The sequence below is a fragment of the Paraburkholderia aspalathi genome (genome assembly GCF_905220735.1).
Taxonomy (GTDB): domain Bacteria; phylum Pseudomonadota; class Gammaproteobacteria; order Burkholderiales; family Burkholderiaceae; genus Paraburkholderia; species Paraburkholderia aspalathi.
Genome location: NZ_CAJNBA010000001.1, coordinates 2,096,546 through 2,114,110 on the forward strand (window position 1 = coordinate 2,096,546; position 17,565 = coordinate 2,114,110).

Sequence of the window (17,565 nt, forward strand, 5' to 3'; positions counted from 1 at the left end):
GATACATATGTGAACATCATTCAGAAAATTGTCGGCACGGCGATTGTGTGAGCCAGCCAGATGGTCCGGAATCACGAAGGAGACATCGAATGTCAGAGAGCAATCAACGCGCGACGCCTGAAGTGGCGCCTATTCCCGCGCACGTGCCGACGCAACTGGTGGTCGACTTCGACATATACAATCCGCCCGGCGCCGCCGACGACTATCATCTCGCGCTCAAGAAACTGCACGACCCCGCCGTGCCCGACATCTTCTGGACCCCGCGTAACGGCGGCCACTGGATCGCGACGCGCGGTGACGACATCTACCGCATCTTCAAGGAATACGAGCAATTTTCGTCGCGCCAATTGACGGTGCCGTTGGTCGATCACGCGCCGTTGCCGCCGATCTTTTTCGACCCGCCCGAACACACCGCCTACCGTGCGCTGATTGCGCCGGCTTTCATGCCGCAAGCGATCAGCAAGCTCGAAGAAAAGGCGCGCGAAATGACAATCGAGCTGATCGAAGGCTTTTATTCGCGGGGCGAGTGCGAGTTCGTCTCCGAGTTCGCGCAACATCTGCCCATCGGCATTTTCATGGACATGGTGGCGCTGCCCGCGGAAGATCGCGACTATTTGCTGGGCCTGGCGGACAAGATGGTGCGGCCGGCTTCCTCCGGGCAGAAGCTTGAAGCGCTCGGCGCGATCTTCGAATACCTCGGCGTAAAAATCGCCGAGCGCCGGGCGAACCCGGGCGACGATCTGATCAGCCGGATCGTTCAATCGAAGATTGACGGTCGTGATCTTAGCGATCAGGAGCTTAAGGGGCTGTGTGGGCTCGTCCTGATCGGCGGCCTCGATACGGTCGCCTCCGCGATGGGCTTCATCGCCAATTTCCTGGCGGGCAGTCCCGCGCATCGCAAACATCTGATCGACCACCCGGAGTTGACGCAGAAAGCGGTAGACGAGTTGTTGCGCCGCTTTCCGGTGGTCAACCAGGGGCGTCAGGTCGCGCATGACTTCGAATACCAGGGCGTGCAGATGAAAGCCGGCGACATGATCGTCATACCGACCACCCTGCATGGTCTGGACGAGCGCAAGTTCCAGAATCCGCTCGAAGTCGACTTCAACCGTCCGACACCGATTCATTCCACCTTTGGCAATGGGGCGCATCGTTGTCCGGGCTCATTCCTCGCCCGCGTCGAGATCAAGGTGTTCCTCCAGGAGTGGCTCAAACGCATCCCCGATTTTTCGCTCAAGCCCGGCGCCAAAGCCGGTGTGCACGGCGGCGTCAACGGCACGCTCTATCACTTGCCGCTGGTCTGGGACGTGAAGTGAACCCCATGTGATGACGATCGACGGCCTCTCTGGTCGCATTTCGTCAGACATCCCGAGGTGGGCAACCACAGCAGGTCTGTTTGTCCTGTTGTGACGGGCCCGCCGCAGCCGTTATCCCCATTCGCCAGCCGCGCGAATAGATCCCGCATGGGTGACTTTAGACGGATTCCTAACGTCTCAGGTGGCTGCTCAATACCTCAGTCCACCGGTGTGCAAGGGTCCCGATTTCTACTGGAAAACACTATTGACACCCCACTACGCGGTGTTTATCATTTTGAACAGCATTCAAGTATTAGATGAACTTGAAATGTGGGAAGCAGGTCGGCGCGAAAAATACAACGAATAGAAGTCGTGTGAATGTCCTCGCGGAGGAGACAAAATGAATCGGATTTCCAAAGGCGGGGCCGTTTACCGGCGTCGTTTTGAAGTGATGTTGCTGGTTGGGGTTTGCGGCAGTTTTGCGAACGGAGCGCAGGCGTTCACGTTTACGACGCCTAATCCGGACATCGAGATGGATCTGGATACGACGGTTCGTGCGAACTATGGGTTGCGGCTTCAGGGCATTAACCCGGCGATCGGTAACAACCCGAGCTATGACGAAGGCGACAACACCTTCAGGCGCTACCAGACCATACTCGCGCGGCTCGACGTGACGAGCGAATTCGACTTCAAGTACAAGGGGACGACCGGCTTCCGATTCAGTGTTGCGGGCTGGTACGACGCAGCCTATTCGAGCAAGGACAAGAGCGGGCCGGGTCTCGAAAGTGTTGCGAACTACCCGGGGAATAACTACACCAGCTACATCAAGAAGTACTACATCGGACCGTCGGCGGAGGTGCGCGATGCGTTCGGATTCACCACCGTCAACGCGGGCCCCGTTCCGATTGACATCAAGGTAGGGCGCCTCGCGCAGATCTGGGGACAGTCGCTGATCGGCAGCGTGGGCGGCGTCAACTCGGTTGCGGTATCGCAGGCTCCGCAAAACCTGATTGCCGCGACGCAAAGCCCCGGGGCATCGCTGAAGGAACTGTCGCTGCCGACCGGGCAGGTCGCCATGTCGGCCCAGTTGACCGAACGGATGCAATTGAGCGGCTACTACTCGTTCGAATGGGCGCCCGACCGTTACCCGGAAGGCGGCACGTATTTCGGTGGTTCGGACTCCATCAACTATGGCCCGCCGATCTCCGCGTATGCGGGGCCGAACTTTCCTATCTACAACGTCAAGGGGCCGCAAGGGCAGACGGGGGACATCGGGGTTGAAACCAAGTATCGCCTTGAAAAATTCTCGAGTACGGTCGAGCTGACCTATCGCCGCTTCAGCTACAAGACACCCTGGTTCGATCAGTTCAATCCGAACAATTTCACGACCGAGGATATCTACGCAAACAAGGTCCAATTGCTGGGTCTTGGCGTGAACAGCCAGATTGGCGGCACGGCGGTCGGCGCCGAAGTGTCGTATCGCCGCAATACGCCGTTGGCTTCGGCCGGCAGCGGCACACCGGGCACGCTCGAAGGCGCGCGCGGCGATACGCTGCACGCACTGCTCAACACGACCACGTATTTCGGCAAGACACCGCTCTGGAACGAGGCGCCGCTCGCCATGGAAATCGCGGCGGCCCATCTGCTCAAGGTGACTTCGGGTGCGCAGAACTTCAACGCGCCGGGCTACTCTGCCGCTTGCACGAACGCAGCCGATGCGGTCGCGCTGGGTTGCGCGACAAAAAACTACTACACCTTTGGCGTGTCGTTCACACCGCACTGGAACCAGGTGTTTCCCGGCGTCGATCTCGACCTGCCGATGTTCGTACAATGGAATATCCACGGCAATACGCTGACTGTCGATGGTGGCAACCAGGGTAGCAACATCTACCAGGTAGGCTTGCAATTCACGATCTACAACAAGCACATCGTGAATCTCACCTACACCGGTTATACCAACTGGAAGAAAACAGCGACCAATGTCAACGGCGCGCCATATTCCGACAAGGGCTGGATCGGGATCACCTATCAGACCACGCTTTAACCAAAGCCGGCTATCTGGTACTTCAGAGGACATTCGCAAATGAACATCCCAAGGTTAGTGACGGCTGTACTGATCGCCGCCACCTATGGTTCCACAGTGCACGCCTCCGTATCGGCCGAAGAAGCCGCCAAGCTGGGCACGACGCTCACAGTGTTCGGCGCAGACGCCGCGGCCAGCACGGACGGACAGATTCCGGCATACACCGGAGGAGTCACCAAGGCGCCTGCGGAATCCAAGCTTAATAGCGGCAAGTGGTTTGATCCGTTTGCCGGCGAAAAGCCGATTCTGACGATCACCGCGCAGAACTGGCAGGAATACTCGGACAAGCTGAGCGAGTCGTCCAAGGAACTGTTCAAGCGCTTTCCCGATTACAAGATGATGGTCTATCCGACCCATCGCAGCGCATCGTTTCCGGACTGGTACGGTGAAAATTGCAAGATCAATGCGGTGCAGGCCAAGTTGACCAACGGCGGACAGGATATCGAAGGCGCCTTTGGCTGTATTCCTTTCCCGATTGCGAAGACCGGCGAGGAAGCGCTCTGGAATTACATCATGCGTTTCGTCGGAACCAAACAAAAGAACTTCGTCAATACCTGGCTGATGGACAGTTCGGGCAACCCGGTGCTGACGGGCTCGTTCAAAAGCAGCATCTATTTTCCGTACTACGATCCCACTCTCGGCCGGGACGGATTCAAGAAGTCTGACGGCGTGTGGTACCAGGTGATGAACGATTACGCCGCGCCCGCGCGCCTGAAGGGTGAGACATCGCTGTTCTGGGACTACACCGCGAGTTCGCGTGACTGGCCGGGCTGGTCGTATTCGCCGGGCCAGCGCCGCACGCGCGTCGCTCCTGATCTCGCCTACGATACGCCTAACCCAGGTTACTCGGGCGTGATCACGATGGACGATATCCAACTGATGTACGGCAAGCTCGATCGTTGGAAGGTCAAGATGCTCGGCACCAAGGAAATGTACATTCCGTACAACGGATACAAGTGGCAGTACGCGACCTCGGACAAGGACATGCTGACACCGCATTTCCCCAATGCCAACCTGATTCGCTGGGAGCTGCACCGCGTGCGTGTGCTTGAACTGACGCTCAAACCCGGTGCGCGGCACCTGTACAGCAAAAAGATTCTCTATACGGATGAGGATCTGGGCGGTGGCATGATGGACGCCTATGATCAGGCAGGCAAACTATATCGAGGCGGCTTTGCCGATACGGTACCGGCCTACGATGTCAAGGTCCCGTATTCACTCGGCAACTGGTTCTTCGACTTCAACAGTGGCGTGTATCTGCTGGGCAGTCATCCTGCGGACACCTCCGGCATTTTCTTCAACGTGGACTTTCCCAACGGGTTTTTCACGCCTGAACGAATGCAGTCGACTGGCATCCGCTGATACCTCGCGCGGGCCGGCAGCATAGCCTCGAAAGACAGGGCCGCAGCGGGTTTCTTCCGGTGCGGCCATCGAGTATCAGGCGAGCACAAGGAGACATGATGCTGAGTACCTCTATGAACGCGGCTGTGTCGGCGCTTGCGCTGACCCTCGCGCTGACCGTTTCGCAGCCGGCGCTTGCCGCGTTCGCCGATCCGATCGACACGCCGGCCACGACCAACCCGCATGCGCAGACCGCGCCGCTGCTTGCCGTGGCCCATGCCGGAGACCGGCTCGTCGCGGTCGGTTTGCGCGGACTGATCGTCCTGTCCGACGACAATGGCGGGACCTGGCGCCAGGTTTTCGCGCCGGTGAGCTCGGATCTGGTCTCGGTGTATTTCGTTTCGCCGCGCGCGGGCTGGGCGACCGGTCAGGACGGCATCGTTTTGCACACCGCGGACGGCGGCGCGACCTGGACGAAGCAACTCGACGGCCGGTCGGCGGCCGCCTTGATGCTGGCCTATTACCAGAAGCGGGACCAGTCGGACGCGAAGGTTGCGGCTGGACTCGAGGAAGCGCGGCGCTTCGTCAACGACGGTCCGGGGCGGCCGTTCCTGTCGGTCTGGTTCGATAGCGAACGCACGGGCTTCATCATCGGTTCATTCAATATCATCTTCAGAACCGACGATGGCGGGGCCAGTTGGACACCGTGGTTCGACCACACCGAAAACGAACAGGACGCACTGAACCTGCATGCGATACGCAGAATCGGTAATGCGCTGTATGTGGTCGGCGAACAGGGACTGGTCATGCGCCTCGACGAGACCTCACAACAGTTCGTCAAGGTCTCGGTGCCGTACAAGGGCAGCTTTTTTGGCATCTTCGGCACGCCTGACAATCTGATTCTCTATGGCCTGCGTGGCAATGCGCTGCGCAGCGTGGACGGCGGGCAGACCTGGGCCAAGGTCGGCATTCCCGGCGAGGCCAGTCTGCTGGGCGGTGCGCGTCTTGCCGACGGGCGGCTTGCGTTGTTCAGCCAGGATGGGCGTGTGCTGATCAGCACGGACGGCGGCGCCAGCTTCAGTGCGGCGAATGCGGCGGGTCAGGCGTGGTCGCTCTGGGACGGTACGAGCCTCGCTCGCGGCGGCATCGTGGTAGTGGGCGCCGGGGGCGTAAAGAACGTCGGGGTACTCAAGTGATCGCGGCAAAGGGAGCACATGATGGCCGGTAAGAACAATGAGCAGATCAGTTCCATGCCCGTGGTCAAGGAGCGCCGTGCGTTCGACGCGAAGTCCGGCAATGCGCTGGAGCGGCTGGTTTTCAATCATCGACTTGTCCTGATTCTGTTGTGCGCCGTGCTGTCGGTCTTTTTCGGCATCAAGGTGGCGACCGGGCTGCAGATCAATGCCAGCTTCGAAAAGATGATTCCGCAGTCGAACCCGTATATCCGCAACTACCTGGCGAACAAGGGCGACCTGAAGGGGCTCGGCAACAGTTTGCGGATTGTGATCGAGAATACTCAGGGCGACATTTACGACCCCGCGTATCTGGAGTCGCTGAGAAAGATCAACGACGCGGTATTTCTGATGCCCGGCGTCGACCGGCCGTGGGTCAAATCGATCTGGATGCCGGCGGTGCGCTGGAATATCGTCACCGAAAAGGGCTATGCGGGTGGCCCGGTCATGCCGTCGACGTACAACGGCTCGCCGGCGTCAATCGACGCGCTGCGAACCAATATCGCGCGCGCGGGCATCACCGGTTCGCTCGTCGCCAACGATCTGAAGTCGACCATGATCGTGGTGCCGCTGCTCGAGCGCGACGCGGCGGGCAAGCCGATCAACTATGCCCACTTCTCGCATCTGCTCGACGACATGGTGCGCACGCAGCAGCACGGCAACATTCGCATCCACGTGGTTGGTTTCGCCAAGCTGATCGGTGACCTGATCGACGGCCTGAAGCAGGTGATGACGTATTTCGGCATTGCGGCGGCCATCGCGCTCGGCGTGATTTTCTTTTATACGCGGTGCCCGCGCAGCACGTTTCTGGTGGTCGCGTGTTCGCTTGTCGCGGTCCTCTGGCAACTCGGTATCGTCACGACGCTGGGTCTCGTCGTCGATCCTTATTCGGTGTTGGTGCCGTTCCTGGTATTCGCTATTGGCGTGTCGCATGGTGCGCAGAAAATGAACGGCATCCTGCAGGACGTCGGGCGCGGCACGCATAAGTATGTGGCGGCGCGCTACACCTTCCGGCGGCTCTTTCTCGCGGGTCTCACCGCGCTCATGGCCGACATGGTGGGCTTCGCCGTCCTGACGATCATCGATATCCCGGTCATCAAGGATCTGGCGCTGACAGCCAGCATCGGCGTGGGCGTGCTGGTCTTCACCAATCTTCTTCTGTTGCCGGTGTTGCTGTCGTATGTGGGCGTGAGTCCCGCGGCCGCGCGGCGCACGCTAATCGAAGAGGCCGCGGAAACCGGCAGCCGCTCGCGTGTCGCGAGCCTGTGGAACTGGCTGGACCGCTTCACGGAACGGCGCTGGGCATCGGGCGCGATCGCCGTGACCGTGCTGCTGGCCGCGGGAGGCTTTGCGGTCAGCCAGCGTCTGCAGATCGGCGATCTCGACGCGGGCGCCCCTGAATTGCGGGCGGACTCGGTCTACAACCGGGACAATGCCTTCATCAACGCCCACTATGGTCTGTCGAGCGACATGTTCGTGGTGATCGGCAAATCGTCACTGCCCAATTGCGATGCGGATCACTATCAGATGCTGGCGGATGTCGATCGCTTCGAGATCGCCTTGCAAAATGTGAGCGGCGTGCAGACCACGAGTTCGGCCGCGTCTCTCACCCGGCTCGTGACGTCCGGTGCCTATGAAGGTTATCCGAAGTGGTTCACGATCAATCGCACACCGGCGATTCTGAATCGCTCGCTCTTCCAGGTTTTGCTTGATCGTCCCGATCTGATCAGCGCAGCGTGCAATACGATGCCGATCATCGCCTACCTGACCGATCATAAGGCGGCCACGCTGACCCGCGTGCTCGACGCGGCGCAACGTTTTGCGGATGCGCACAAGGACGCAAGCCATCAATTTTTGCTGGCTGCCGGATCCGCGGGTATCGATGCCGCGACCAACATCGTCGTCAAGGAAGCGAATGAACGCATGCTGCTGCTGGTCTACGGGGCTGTCGTCCTGCTCTGCCTGATCACGTTCCGCAGCTGGCGCGCCGCCATCGTCGCACTGGTGCCGCTCGTCGTCACATCGGTCCTATGCGAGGCGTTGATGGTGATGCTGGGCATCGGCGTCAAGGTGGCGACCTTGCCTGTGATCGCCCTTGGCGTAGGCATCGGTGTCGATTACGCGCTCTATCTGCTGTCGGTGCAGCTCAACTATCAGCGTGCCGGCTTGCCGCTGCGGGATGCCTACCGCCGGGCGGTCCAGTTCACCGGCAAGGTGGTGGCGCTGGTGGGTGTCACGCTGGCCGCCGGGGTTGTCACGTGGGCATGGTCGCCGATCAAGTTCCAGGCCGACATGGGCATTCTGCTGACCTTCATGTTCGTCACCAACATGATCGGCGCACTGGTTCTGATCCCGTCGCTGTCCCACTTTCTGTTGCGCGGGGTATCGTCGCGGCCTGGGCACGCGGAGTTACGTAGCGCGATAGCACTCGCTGAGAACTCGAAAGGCGCGTGAAGGTCCGGCGGCGCGGAAGCGCCGGCCACTTTGCGCGTGGCTAGACCACCGACATCGGGAAGCTCAGAATCTCCGAAACGCCGCCGTCGACCATCAGCATCTGGCCGTTCATATAAGAGCTCGCCTCGGAGGCGAGGAACACCGCGGCGCCCCCGAGTTCCTCCGGGCGCCCCCAGCGTCCGACGGAAATGTGCGAGCGGACGATCTCTTTCATTTGCGCATTCGACGTGACAGGTTCGGCCATCTCGGTCATGAAGTAACCAGGGCAAATGCCGTTACAGCGGATTCCGTGCCGCCCCAGTTCGGCGCCGAGCGACTTGGTGAGTCCGGCCACGGCATGCTTGCTCGCTACATAGGCTTGCAGCTTTTCGCGCCCGAGTACCGAAACATACGAGCCGACATTGATGATGCGGCCGTGCCCACGTTCGATCATCGACGGCGACACTTGCCGCGCGAGCAGGTATGCCGCGGTCACGTTGATATCCATGGTGCGGTGCCACATCTGCGGTGTCAATTGTAGAAAGTCGCTCCACTCGCAGATGCCGGCGTTGTTCAGCAGGACGTCGATCCTTCCATGACGCGCAAAAACGTTCTGCACGGCGGCTTCGATGGCGGATTGATCGACGAGATCGAATGGCTCGACATCGATCAGAGCGTTGCTGCCGGCACGAATGGACGCCGCGGCTGTGTCGAGACCGGCGCGCGACCGGGCTGCGAGCACCACCGTTGCACCGGCGCACGCAAGCGCATTGGCCATCGCCAGTCCTAGGCCGCGCGAAGCGCCAGTGACAAGCGCAACCTGACCATCGAGAGAAAACATTTTCATGGGCGAGTTTCTACCAGGAGCTACCGCCGGCGATCCTGCGGCAGAGCACGCAGTCAGTCGATCTGCACGGGATTTTAAAATACGAACGATGTTCTAAATTATGGATATATTCCGGCGACCTTGAAACGGGGTTTACACGGGGCAGGGTCTGCAAAGGCCATTGTCGTTGACAACAGCAAAAGAGTTGGTTCAGAATATAGAACATCGTTCAGAAAATAGCCTGGAGCGTCAATTGAAAATACTGGTCGCGGTAAAGCGTGTTATCGATTACAACGTGAAGCCCCGGGTCAAATCCGACGGCTCCGGCGTCGATCTGGTCAACGTGAAGATGGCCATGAACCCGTTCGATGAAATCGCGGTGGAGGAGGCGGTACGGCTAAAAGAGGCAGGGGTTGCCGCCGAGATCGTCGTGATTTCAGCCGGCACCGCGCAGTCGCAGGAAGTCTTGCGCACCGCGCTTGCCATGGGCGCCGACCGGGCGATCCTGATCGAGACGCCAGCAGAGTTGCAGCCGTTGGCGGTTGCGAAGCTCATGGCAGCGATCGTCGAACGGGAAGCGCCGCAACTGGTACTGCTCGGCAAGCAGGCCATCGATAACGATGCCGGTCAGACGGGGCAGAAGCTCGCCGGACTGCTCGGTTGGCCGCAAGCCACCTTCGCCTTCAAGACGGAAATCGCGGACGGCGTGCTGACCGTGACGCGCGAAATCGACGGCGGGCTCGAACGCGTCGCGCTCGATCTGCCCGCCGTTGTCACCACGGATCTGCGTCTGAATAGTCCGCGCTATGTGACGCTGCCCAACATCATGAAAGCGAAAAAGAAGCCGCTCGACACGCTGACGCCTGAAGCACTCGGTGTGGATGTCGCGCCACGTCTTGCGGTACTCGAAGTCACCGAACCGGCGGCGCGCAAGAGCGGGATGATGGTGCCCGACATCGCGACGTTGATCGACAAACTTCGCAACGAAGCCAAGGTGATCTGACTATGTCCATCCTCGTTATTGCTGAGCACGACAATGCGACGCTCCATCGCGCGACGCTCAACGCTGTTACTGCCGCAACGCAGATCGGCGGTGAGGTTCATCTGCTGGTAGCCGGCCATGAAGCAGCGGGAGCCGCGGCCGATGCAGCGAAAGTCAGCGGAGTCAGCAAGGTATTGCACGTAGACGCTGCCGCGTACGCGCATCCACTTCCTGAAAATCTCGCGCTGCTGGTGCTGTCGCTTGCTCAGTCGTATAGCCATGTGATTGCCGCAGCCACGGCCGTCGGCAAAAACTTCATGCCGCGCGTCGCAGCGTTGCTCGATTGTGCGCAGATTTCCGAAGTCGTCGCCATCAAGGCGGCCGATACGTTTGTGCGGCCGATCTATGCCGGCAATGCGCTCGCCACCGTCAGGTCGGCCGATCCGCTGAAGGTGTTGACGGTGCGCACGACCGCCTTCGATGCCGCACCATTGCAGGGCAACGCGCCGGTCGAGTCGGCGCCGGCCGCACCAGCTTATGAGCGGGCACGTTTCGTCGACCAGCAGTTGACCCGATCGAGCCGGCCCGAACTGGCGGCCGCCAGCGTCGTGGTTTCAGGCGGCCGCGGAATGCAGAATGGCGATAACTTCAGATTGCTCGACGCGCTCGCCGACAAACTCGGTGCGGCAGTGGGCGCATCGCGCGCCGCGGTGGACGCTGGATTCGCGCCGAACGACTATCAGGTCGGGCAAACGGGCAAGATCGTCGCGCCGCAGCTTTATATCGCAGTCGGCATTTCCGGTGCGATCCAGCATCTGGCCGGGATGAAAGATTCGAAGGTCATCGTCGCGATCAACAAGGACAGTGAGGCGCCGATTTTCCAGGTTGCCGACTACGGCCTCGCCGCCGATCTTTTTGAGGCCGTACCGGCGCTGACAGCGGCACTGGGCTGACGTTGGACCGGATTGACAAGGTTCGCGCCGTCAGCCTAGTATTTTGAACGGTGTTCATATATACCGACTGATGCGTCACCTGGCCCCGATGGGCGGTGAGCCGGCGAGAAGAAACCAGAATCGGTGCGCGAGCCGACGAAACCATGAAGGAGATATCAATGCGTGACACGAATTCCGGTTCGGGTGAGCATCCGGTCCGCCTCGATTTTGTCCCCAAGGATAGCTACCTGTCGAAGCAGTTCCTCGACCAGGAAACGCGCAACCTGTGGCCGCGCGTGTGGCAGGTGGCATGCCGGCTCGAGGAGATTCCCGCGGTAGGCGACTATGTCACGTTCGATGTAATCGGTGAGTCGATCATCGTGGTGCGCACGGCGGCCGATCGGATCAAAGCCTACTACAACGTTTGCCAGCATCGTGGCCGGCGTCTGACCAATGGTTGCGGCAAGGCGGCCAAGTTTCATTGCAACTTCCACGGCTGGCAGTGGAATCTTGACGGCAGCATCGCACGCGTGCTCGATCGCGGCGATTGGGAAGGCTGCCCGGACATGGCCGACAGCGATCTGCGGCTCCAGGACGTGCGGGTGGATACGTGGGGTGGATTCGTGTTCATCAACATGGATCCCGACGCGGAGCCGCTCGCCAGATTTCTCGAACCGGTACCCGAAATCACGGACTGCTTCGAGTTCGAAAAGATGCGCTACCGCTGGTACAAGTCGATCCGGCTGCCGTGCAACTGGAAGGTCGCGCTGGAGGCGTTCAACGAGGGCTATCACGTCTCGGCCACGCACCCGCAACTGCTCGATGTCGCAGGTGACGATGTAACTCGCAGCTTTCCGTATGGGCGCCACGGCATGTTCGGTTACGCGACGGCCACGCGCTTTATCGGTGCCCCCTCGCCGCGTACCGGCAAGCCGATGCCCGAAGACGTGCGGCAAGGCCTGGTCAATTTCTTCAAGGTGATGGAAGACACGCTGAAGGCGATTAACTCGGCGCGCGACTACGAAGCCTCAAAACGTTTGCTGACCGAGATGGCGCCGAGCGGCAACCAGTTCGAGGTGCTGGCGAAGGCCATGGAGTTCCAGCGCGAAGCGGCCGTGGCCGAAGGGGCGGGCTGGCCTGACATTTCGTTCGAGCAGATGGGTCGTGCGGGCGCCGACTGGCACGTGTTCCCGAATCTGATTTTCCTGCCTTACCCCGACGGTGCGCTGTTCTACCGCGCGCGGCCCGATGGCGACAATCCGGATTCCTGCATTTATGACATCTGGTCGCTGGTTCGCTATGCACCGGGTGCGGAGCCACCGCTCAAGCGCGAGTTCTACCATGGCGTTGACGACTGGAAGCAGAACCCGATCGAGAATTTCGGTCTGATCTTGTGGCAGGACTTCCAGAACATGACGAATGTGCAGCAGGGCATGAAATCGCGCGGCTTCAAAGGCTCGCGCACGAACCCGCTGCAGGAGACGTCTGTGTCCAATTTCCACCGCGCATTGCGGGAATTCATTGCGCAAGGGGATTGAGCATGGCTGTCTGGGATGCAAGCTATGACTTCGTCGTGGTTGGCAGCGGCGGCGGTTCGATGTGCGCGGCGCTTGCGTGCAAGACCGCGGGCAAAGAGGCACTCATCATCGAGAAGCAGGGCAAGGTAGGTGGCTCAACGGGGTATTCCGGCGGCGTCTGGTGGTTGCCGAACAATCACGTGATGAAGCGCCACGGCGTGAACGACTCCTACGAACGCGCGCGGCAATATTTCGATGCCGCGGTCACCTATCAGGGCCCCGGAACATCGGCGGCGCGTCGTGAGGCGTATTTGCGCACGGGGCCGAAGATGGCCGAGTTCCTCGAACAGCAGGGCATGCAGTTTGTTTATGCGGACGGCTGGTCGGACTACTACGACACGTTGCCGGGCGGCGAGCCGCGTGGCCGCTCGCTGCTGGCCAAACTGTTCGACATCAGGGAACTGGGCGAGTGGGCGCCGAAGCTTTCGCGTTACAAGGGTCCGTCGATTCCGGCCAATTCCAATGAGTTTACCGAGTTGTTCCTGCTCAAACGCACGTGGGGTGGCAAACGCAAGGCAATGCAGCTCGCGGGCCGCATGCTGTATCAGAAGATCACCGGTAAAGAACTGGTTTCGAACGGTGCCGCGCTTCAGGGGCGCATGCTGAAAATGGCATTGCGGGCCGACATTCCGATCTGGACCGATACGCCGGTGCGTGAGTTGATCGTTGAGGAGGGCCGTGTCACGGGAGTGGTCGCAATCCGCAACGGGCGCGAAATGCGCGTGCGCGCGCGTGAGGGTGTGCTGTTGAATGCCGGCGGCTTTTCACATAACGCCGACATGCGCCGCAAATATCAGCCGCAACCGTCGTCAAGCAACTGGACGAACGCCAATCCGGGCGACACCGGCGAAGTGCTGGAAGCTGCTGTGGGGCTCGGCGCAGCCGTCGATTGTATGGAAGAGGCCTGGTGGGTCGTAACCTCGCTCGGTCCCAACGAGACCTTGCCCGAGGGCGCGCGCGCCCCGGACGGCTCGCCGCTGCCCTTTATGCATCACCTCGATCTGTCGTTGCCGTTTTCGATCATGGTCGACCAGGACGGCCAGCGCTTTTGCGACGAAGCTGGCGCCTACATGGAAATCGGGCAACGCATGTACCGGCGTCAGAAGGAGACGGGTAAAGCCGTTCCGGCGTGGGTGGTCATGGATAGCCGTCAGCGCAAGTATTACCCCTGGGGTTCGGCGATGCAGGGGCAGATTCCGCAGCAATGGCTCGATAGCGGCTACATGATCAAGGCCGGATCGATCGAAGAGCTGGCGGCGAAATGCGGTATCGACGCTGCAGGCTTACAGGAGACCGTGACGCGTTTCAACGGGTTCTGCACGACAGGAGTGGATAGCGATTTCGGACGCGGCTCGCGGGCCTTCGATCGCTGTCATGGCGACCCGACGATCAAGCCGAATCCGAATCTCGGCCCGATCGAACAGGCGCCGTTTTACGCGGTCCGTATGTACCCCGGCGACGTCGGCACGGCCGGTGGGCTCGTGACGGACGAGTATGCCCGCGTGCTGAAAGAAGACGGGTCGCTGATTCCAGGGCTCTACGCGACGGGCAACTGCACGGCGTCAGTGGTGGGCCGCTGCTATCCCGGCGCGGGCAGCAGCATCGGCGCGTCGTTCGTATTCGGTTACATCGCCGCGCTGCATGCCAGCGGCGCCCAAACGATCTGGTGATCGAAGGAGAGCTTCGCATGAAAGTCCAGCAACCGCCCAGCAGTGAAGTGCTGATCGATATCTATCGGCGGATGACACTCATCAAGCAGAACGACGAGCGTTTTCGTGCAGTGATCAAGTCCGGCAAGCTGGTCATGCCTTATTACTCGCCGCGCGGCCAGGAGGCGATTCCTTCCGCGGTGTCCGTCTGCCTGAGCAATGACGACTACATCTGCACGATCTATCGCGGCGTGCATGACATGATCGCCAAGGGTGTGCCGCTCAAGGATCTCTGGGCCGAACTCGGGGGGCGTGTCACCGGCACCTGCAAAGGTAAGGGCGGCCCGATGCATGTGACCCATCCTGCGTCCGGCGTGATGGTAACCACCGGCATTGTGGGCAGTTCGATGCCCATCGCGAACGGCCTGGCTCTTGCCGCGCAGATCCGGGGTGAACCGCGCGTGGCTGTCGCCTATTTCGGCGACGGCGCGGCCAACATCGGCGCTTTTCACGAGTCGCTGAATATGGCGTCGGTCTGGAAACTGCCGGTTGTTTTCGTCTGCCAGAACAACGGCTATGCCGAACACACGAAATACGCATACGGGACGTCAGTGCCGAACATCGCCCAACGCGCGGTGGCGTATCAGATGCCCGGCATCACGGTCGACGGCAACGATCCCGTCGCGATGTATCGAGTGGCGCGCGAGGCTATCGAACGGGCCCGCGACGGCGGTGGCCCCACGCTGATCGAAGCGAATACGTTTCGCTTCCACGGCCATGTGTTCGGCGACCCGGATGCCTACATGGACGAGCACGAGAAAGCGGCGTGGGTGGCGAAAGATCCGGTGCCGCTGTTCCGCGCATGGTTGATCGCCGCGAAACATGCAACTGAAGCGCAACTGGCGGAGATGGAAGCAGCGCACAACGCCGAAATCGATGCGGCGGTCGAGTTCGCGCTGACGAGCGCCTATCCTGAGGTCGCCGAACTGCGGCGCGACATCTTCAAAGACGAGGTGCCGGCATGAACCAGACACAGACTGACATCAATACGATTCAGGCGGTCAACCTCGCGCTTGACGATGCGATGGCTGCCGACGCCAACGTCATTGTGCTCGGCGAGGACGTGGCCGACGGCCAGGAGGGCGGCATTGTCGGCGTGACCAAAGGGCTGTCGTCGAAATATGGCACGTCGCGTGTCAGATCCACGCCCATTTCGGAGCAGGCCATCATCGGGGCGGCGATCGGCGCGGCAATCGTCGGCATGCGGCCGGTAGCCGAGATCATGCTGATGAACTTTACGACCGTCGCGATGGACATGATCGTCAATCATGCGGCGAAGTTGCGCTTCATGTCGGGCGGCCAGACGCATGTGCCGCTTGTGATCCGCACGATGACCGGCGCCGGCTTCGGTACCGGTGGCCAGCACGCCGACTATCTGGAGGCGTGGTTCGCGCACGTCGCGGGCATCAAGGTAGTCGCGCCGTCCACGCCCGCGGATGCCTATGGGCTGATGCTTTCTTGTATCGAAGATGACGACCCGTGCCTCTTCATCGAGAACCTGCCGAGCTACTGGAACCCGGGCAAGGCGCCGGAGCGTGGTGTGCGCATTCCGCTTGGCAAGGCCAACGTGGTGCGCGACGGCACGGACGTGACGGTCATCACCTATAGCCGCCGCGTGCACGACGTGATGGCCGTGGCGGCCCAGCTCGGTACGGCCGGAATCTCGTGCGAAGTGATCGACCTGCGCACGATCTCCCCGCTTGATATGGATACGATCCTGACCTCGGTGGCCAAAACGGGCCGCGCCGTTGTCGTGCACGAAGCGGTCAAGCCGTTCGGTGTCGGCGCGGAAATAGCCTCGCGCATCTATGAATCGCTGTTTCGGTCGCTCAAGGCGCCCGTGCAGCGGGTCGGCTCGCAGTTTTGCCCGGTGCCGTTTTCGAAGCCGCTCGAAGACGCCTTTGTACCGGGCGCGGCGCAGATCGAGGCCGCGATTCGCGCAACGCTCGACGACACGGGTTCGCGAGCCGTATCCGGACTTTAATCATCCTGAAGAGTGCACTTATGACCACACAGGTTTTGCTTCCGAAGCTGGGCTTTTCGATGAACGAAGGCACGCTGACCGAATGGCTCCTGGAGGACGGCGCGACAGTCGCCGAAGGCCAGGCCCTCTATGCGCTGGAGAGCGACAAATCGGTGCAGGAAGTCGAGTCGCCGGCATCGGGAACGCTGCGGATCGTCGCCCAGATAGGCGAGGTGTATCCGGTCGGCACGGTGCTGGCGGAAATCGTCTGAGCCGGCACCCGGCACCCGGCACCCGTCATTCGTCATTCATCCTGGTCGAAACAGTCTAGCGAGGCATCTGCAATGAGCGTCGAATCCGTTTCCTCCCCAGCACCCGCTGCAGCGCCTGCCGCGGTGACCGGTCCGGCGCAAGCCGGGATCGGTGCGCATCTGCCGCCATGGCCGCAGGTCGATTTCGCCGAGTTCGGCGAGATCGAGATCAAGCCGGTTTCTCGCATCCAGAAGCTGACCGGTGCATTTTTGTCGCGTAACTGGCTGACGATTCCGCACGTGACCCATCAGGATGACGCGGATATCACGAACCTCGAGGCTTTCCGCAAGGCGTATAACGACGGTGGCGCGACGGTGAAACTGACGCCGCTGGTGTTCCTGATCAAGGCGGCCGTGCGCGCGCTGCAGGCGTTTCCGCAGTTCAATGCTTCGCTGGATGGCGACGGTAAGAACCTCGTGCTGAAGAAGTACTTTCACATCGGTGTGGCGGTGGATACGCGTTTCGGCCTGCTGGTGCCGGTGCTGCGCGATTGCAACAAAAAGAGCATTCTGGAGCTGGCGGCGGAACTGACGGCGGTGTCGTCGAAGGCGCGTGAGAAAGGTCTTTCGATGGCGGAGATGTCGGGCGGCTGCTTTTCGATCAGTTCGCTCGGAGGGATTGGCGGTACGGGTTTCACGCCGATCATCAACGCCCCTGAAGTGGCAATTCTCGGGGTGACGAAGACCCGGCTGATGCCGCAAGCCTCGGACGATGGCGGCGTGGACTGGCGTAAGACGCTGCCGCTTTCGCTGAGCTACGACCACCGGGTCATCAACGGTGCGGATGCGGCGCGCTTTACGGCCTTGATCGCCACGCTGCTCGCCGACCCTCAGGCACTTGCAGCCTGAACCGCAGACACCCAACCGACAACGACAGGATC

At 60.8% G+C, this 17,565-nt stretch carries 14 protein-coding genes; 13 read left to right on the forward strand and 1 reads right to left on the reverse strand.

Going from position 1 to position 17,565, the window contains the following annotated elements:
• The first annotated feature begins 89 nt into the window (after positions 1-89).
• The 5 genes from KHO30_RS09300 (at position 90) to KHO30_RS09320 (ending at position 8,405) form a co-directional block, all read left to right on the forward strand.
• Positions 90-1,316: a cytochrome P450 gene (locus tag KHO30_RS09300; RefSeq protein ID WP_211700649.1), complete on the forward strand. Its 1,227-nt coding sequence runs from the start codon at positions 90-92 to the stop codon at positions 1,314-1,316.
• Positions 1,317-1,695: 379 nt separating this feature from the next.
• The gene (locus tag KHO30_RS09305; protein WP_211700650.1) at positions 1,696-3,339 is read left to right on the forward strand and encodes a DUF1302 domain-containing protein; all 1,644 of its coding nucleotides are present in this window, start codon (positions 1,696-1,698) and stop codon (positions 3,337-3,339) included.
• Between the two features lie 39 nt (positions 3,340-3,378).
• Positions 3,379-4,740, forward strand: coding sequence for a DUF1329 domain-containing protein (locus KHO30_RS09310; RefSeq protein ID WP_211700651.1), 1,362 nt, complete (start codon positions 3,379-3,381; stop codon positions 4,738-4,740).
• A 95-nt stretch (positions 4,741-4,835) separates the two neighbouring features.
• Positions 4,836-5,915 (forward strand): WD40/YVTN/BNR-like repeat-containing protein, encoded by a 1,080-nt coding sequence (locus KHO30_RS09315; RefSeq protein ID WP_211700652.1) that lies wholly within the window; start codon positions 4,836-4,838, stop codon positions 5,913-5,915.
• Between the two features lie 21 nt (positions 5,916-5,936).
• Positions 5,937-8,405 carry an efflux RND transporter permease subunit gene (locus KHO30_RS09320; RefSeq protein ID WP_211701011.1) on the forward strand — a complete coding sequence of 823 codons (2,469 nt, stop codon included), beginning with the start codon at positions 5,937-5,939 and terminating at the stop codon, positions 8,403-8,405.
• A 40-nt stretch (positions 8,406-8,445) separates the two neighbouring features.
• Here the strand turns inward: KHO30_RS09320 and KHO30_RS09325 are convergent, their stop codons facing one another.
• Positions 8,446-9,231 (reverse strand): glucose 1-dehydrogenase, encoded by a 786-nt coding sequence (locus tag KHO30_RS09325; protein ID WP_211700653.1) that lies wholly within the window; start codon positions 9,229-9,231, stop codon positions 8,446-8,448.
• A 232-nt stretch (positions 9,232-9,463) separates the two neighbouring features.
• On the opposite strand from KHO30_RS09325, the gene KHO30_RS09330 reads away from it, so the two are divergent.
• The 8 genes from KHO30_RS09330 (at position 9,464) to KHO30_RS09365 (ending at position 17,533) form a co-directional block, all read left to right on the forward strand.
• Positions 9,464-10,213, forward strand: a complete 750-nt coding sequence (locus tag KHO30_RS09330; RefSeq protein ID WP_211700654.1) for an electron transfer flavoprotein subunit beta/FixA family protein — start codon at positions 9,464-9,466, stop codon at positions 10,211-10,213.
• A 2-nt stretch (positions 10,214-10,215) separates the two neighbouring features.
• Positions 10,216-11,145, forward strand: a complete 930-nt coding sequence (locus KHO30_RS09335) for an electron transfer flavoprotein subunit alpha/FixB family protein (protein ID WP_211700655.1) — start codon at positions 10,216-10,218, stop codon at positions 11,143-11,145.
• Positions 11,146-11,303: 158 nt separating this feature from the next.
• Complete coding sequence (locus KHO30_RS09340; protein WP_211700656.1) at positions 11,304-12,662, forward strand: aromatic ring-hydroxylating oxygenase subunit alpha; 1,359 nt, start codon at positions 11,304-11,306, stop codon at positions 12,660-12,662.
• Between the two features lie 2 nt (positions 12,663-12,664).
• Entirely contained in the window at positions 12,665-14,371 is a 1,707-nt protein-coding gene (locus KHO30_RS09345) for an FAD-binding protein (RefSeq protein WP_211700657.1), read from the forward strand.
• Between the two features lie 17 nt (positions 14,372-14,388).
• Positions 14,389-15,375, forward strand: a complete 987-nt coding sequence (locus KHO30_RS09350) for a thiamine pyrophosphate-dependent dehydrogenase E1 component subunit alpha (protein ID WP_211700658.1) — start codon at positions 14,389-14,391, stop codon at positions 15,373-15,375.
• The gene (locus tag KHO30_RS09355; protein WP_211700659.1) at positions 15,372-16,394 is read left to right on the forward strand and encodes an alpha-ketoacid dehydrogenase subunit beta; all 1,023 of its coding nucleotides are present in this window, start codon (positions 15,372-15,374) and stop codon (positions 16,392-16,394) included. The genes KHO30_RS09350 and KHO30_RS09355 overlap by 4 nt, the downstream gene beginning before the upstream one ends.
• Before the next feature lie 20 nt (positions 16,395-16,414).
• The gene (locus KHO30_RS09360; RefSeq protein WP_154558364.1) at positions 16,415-16,645 is read left to right on the forward strand and encodes a biotin/lipoyl-containing protein; all 231 of its coding nucleotides are present in this window, start codon (positions 16,415-16,417) and stop codon (positions 16,643-16,645) included.
• A gap of 72 nt (positions 16,646-16,717) precedes the next feature.
• Positions 16,718-17,533 (forward strand): 2-oxo acid dehydrogenase subunit E2, encoded by an 816-nt coding sequence (locus tag KHO30_RS09365; protein ID WP_211700660.1) that lies wholly within the window; start codon positions 16,718-16,720, stop codon positions 17,531-17,533.
• The last annotated feature ends 32 nt before the right edge of the window (positions 17,534-17,565 follow it).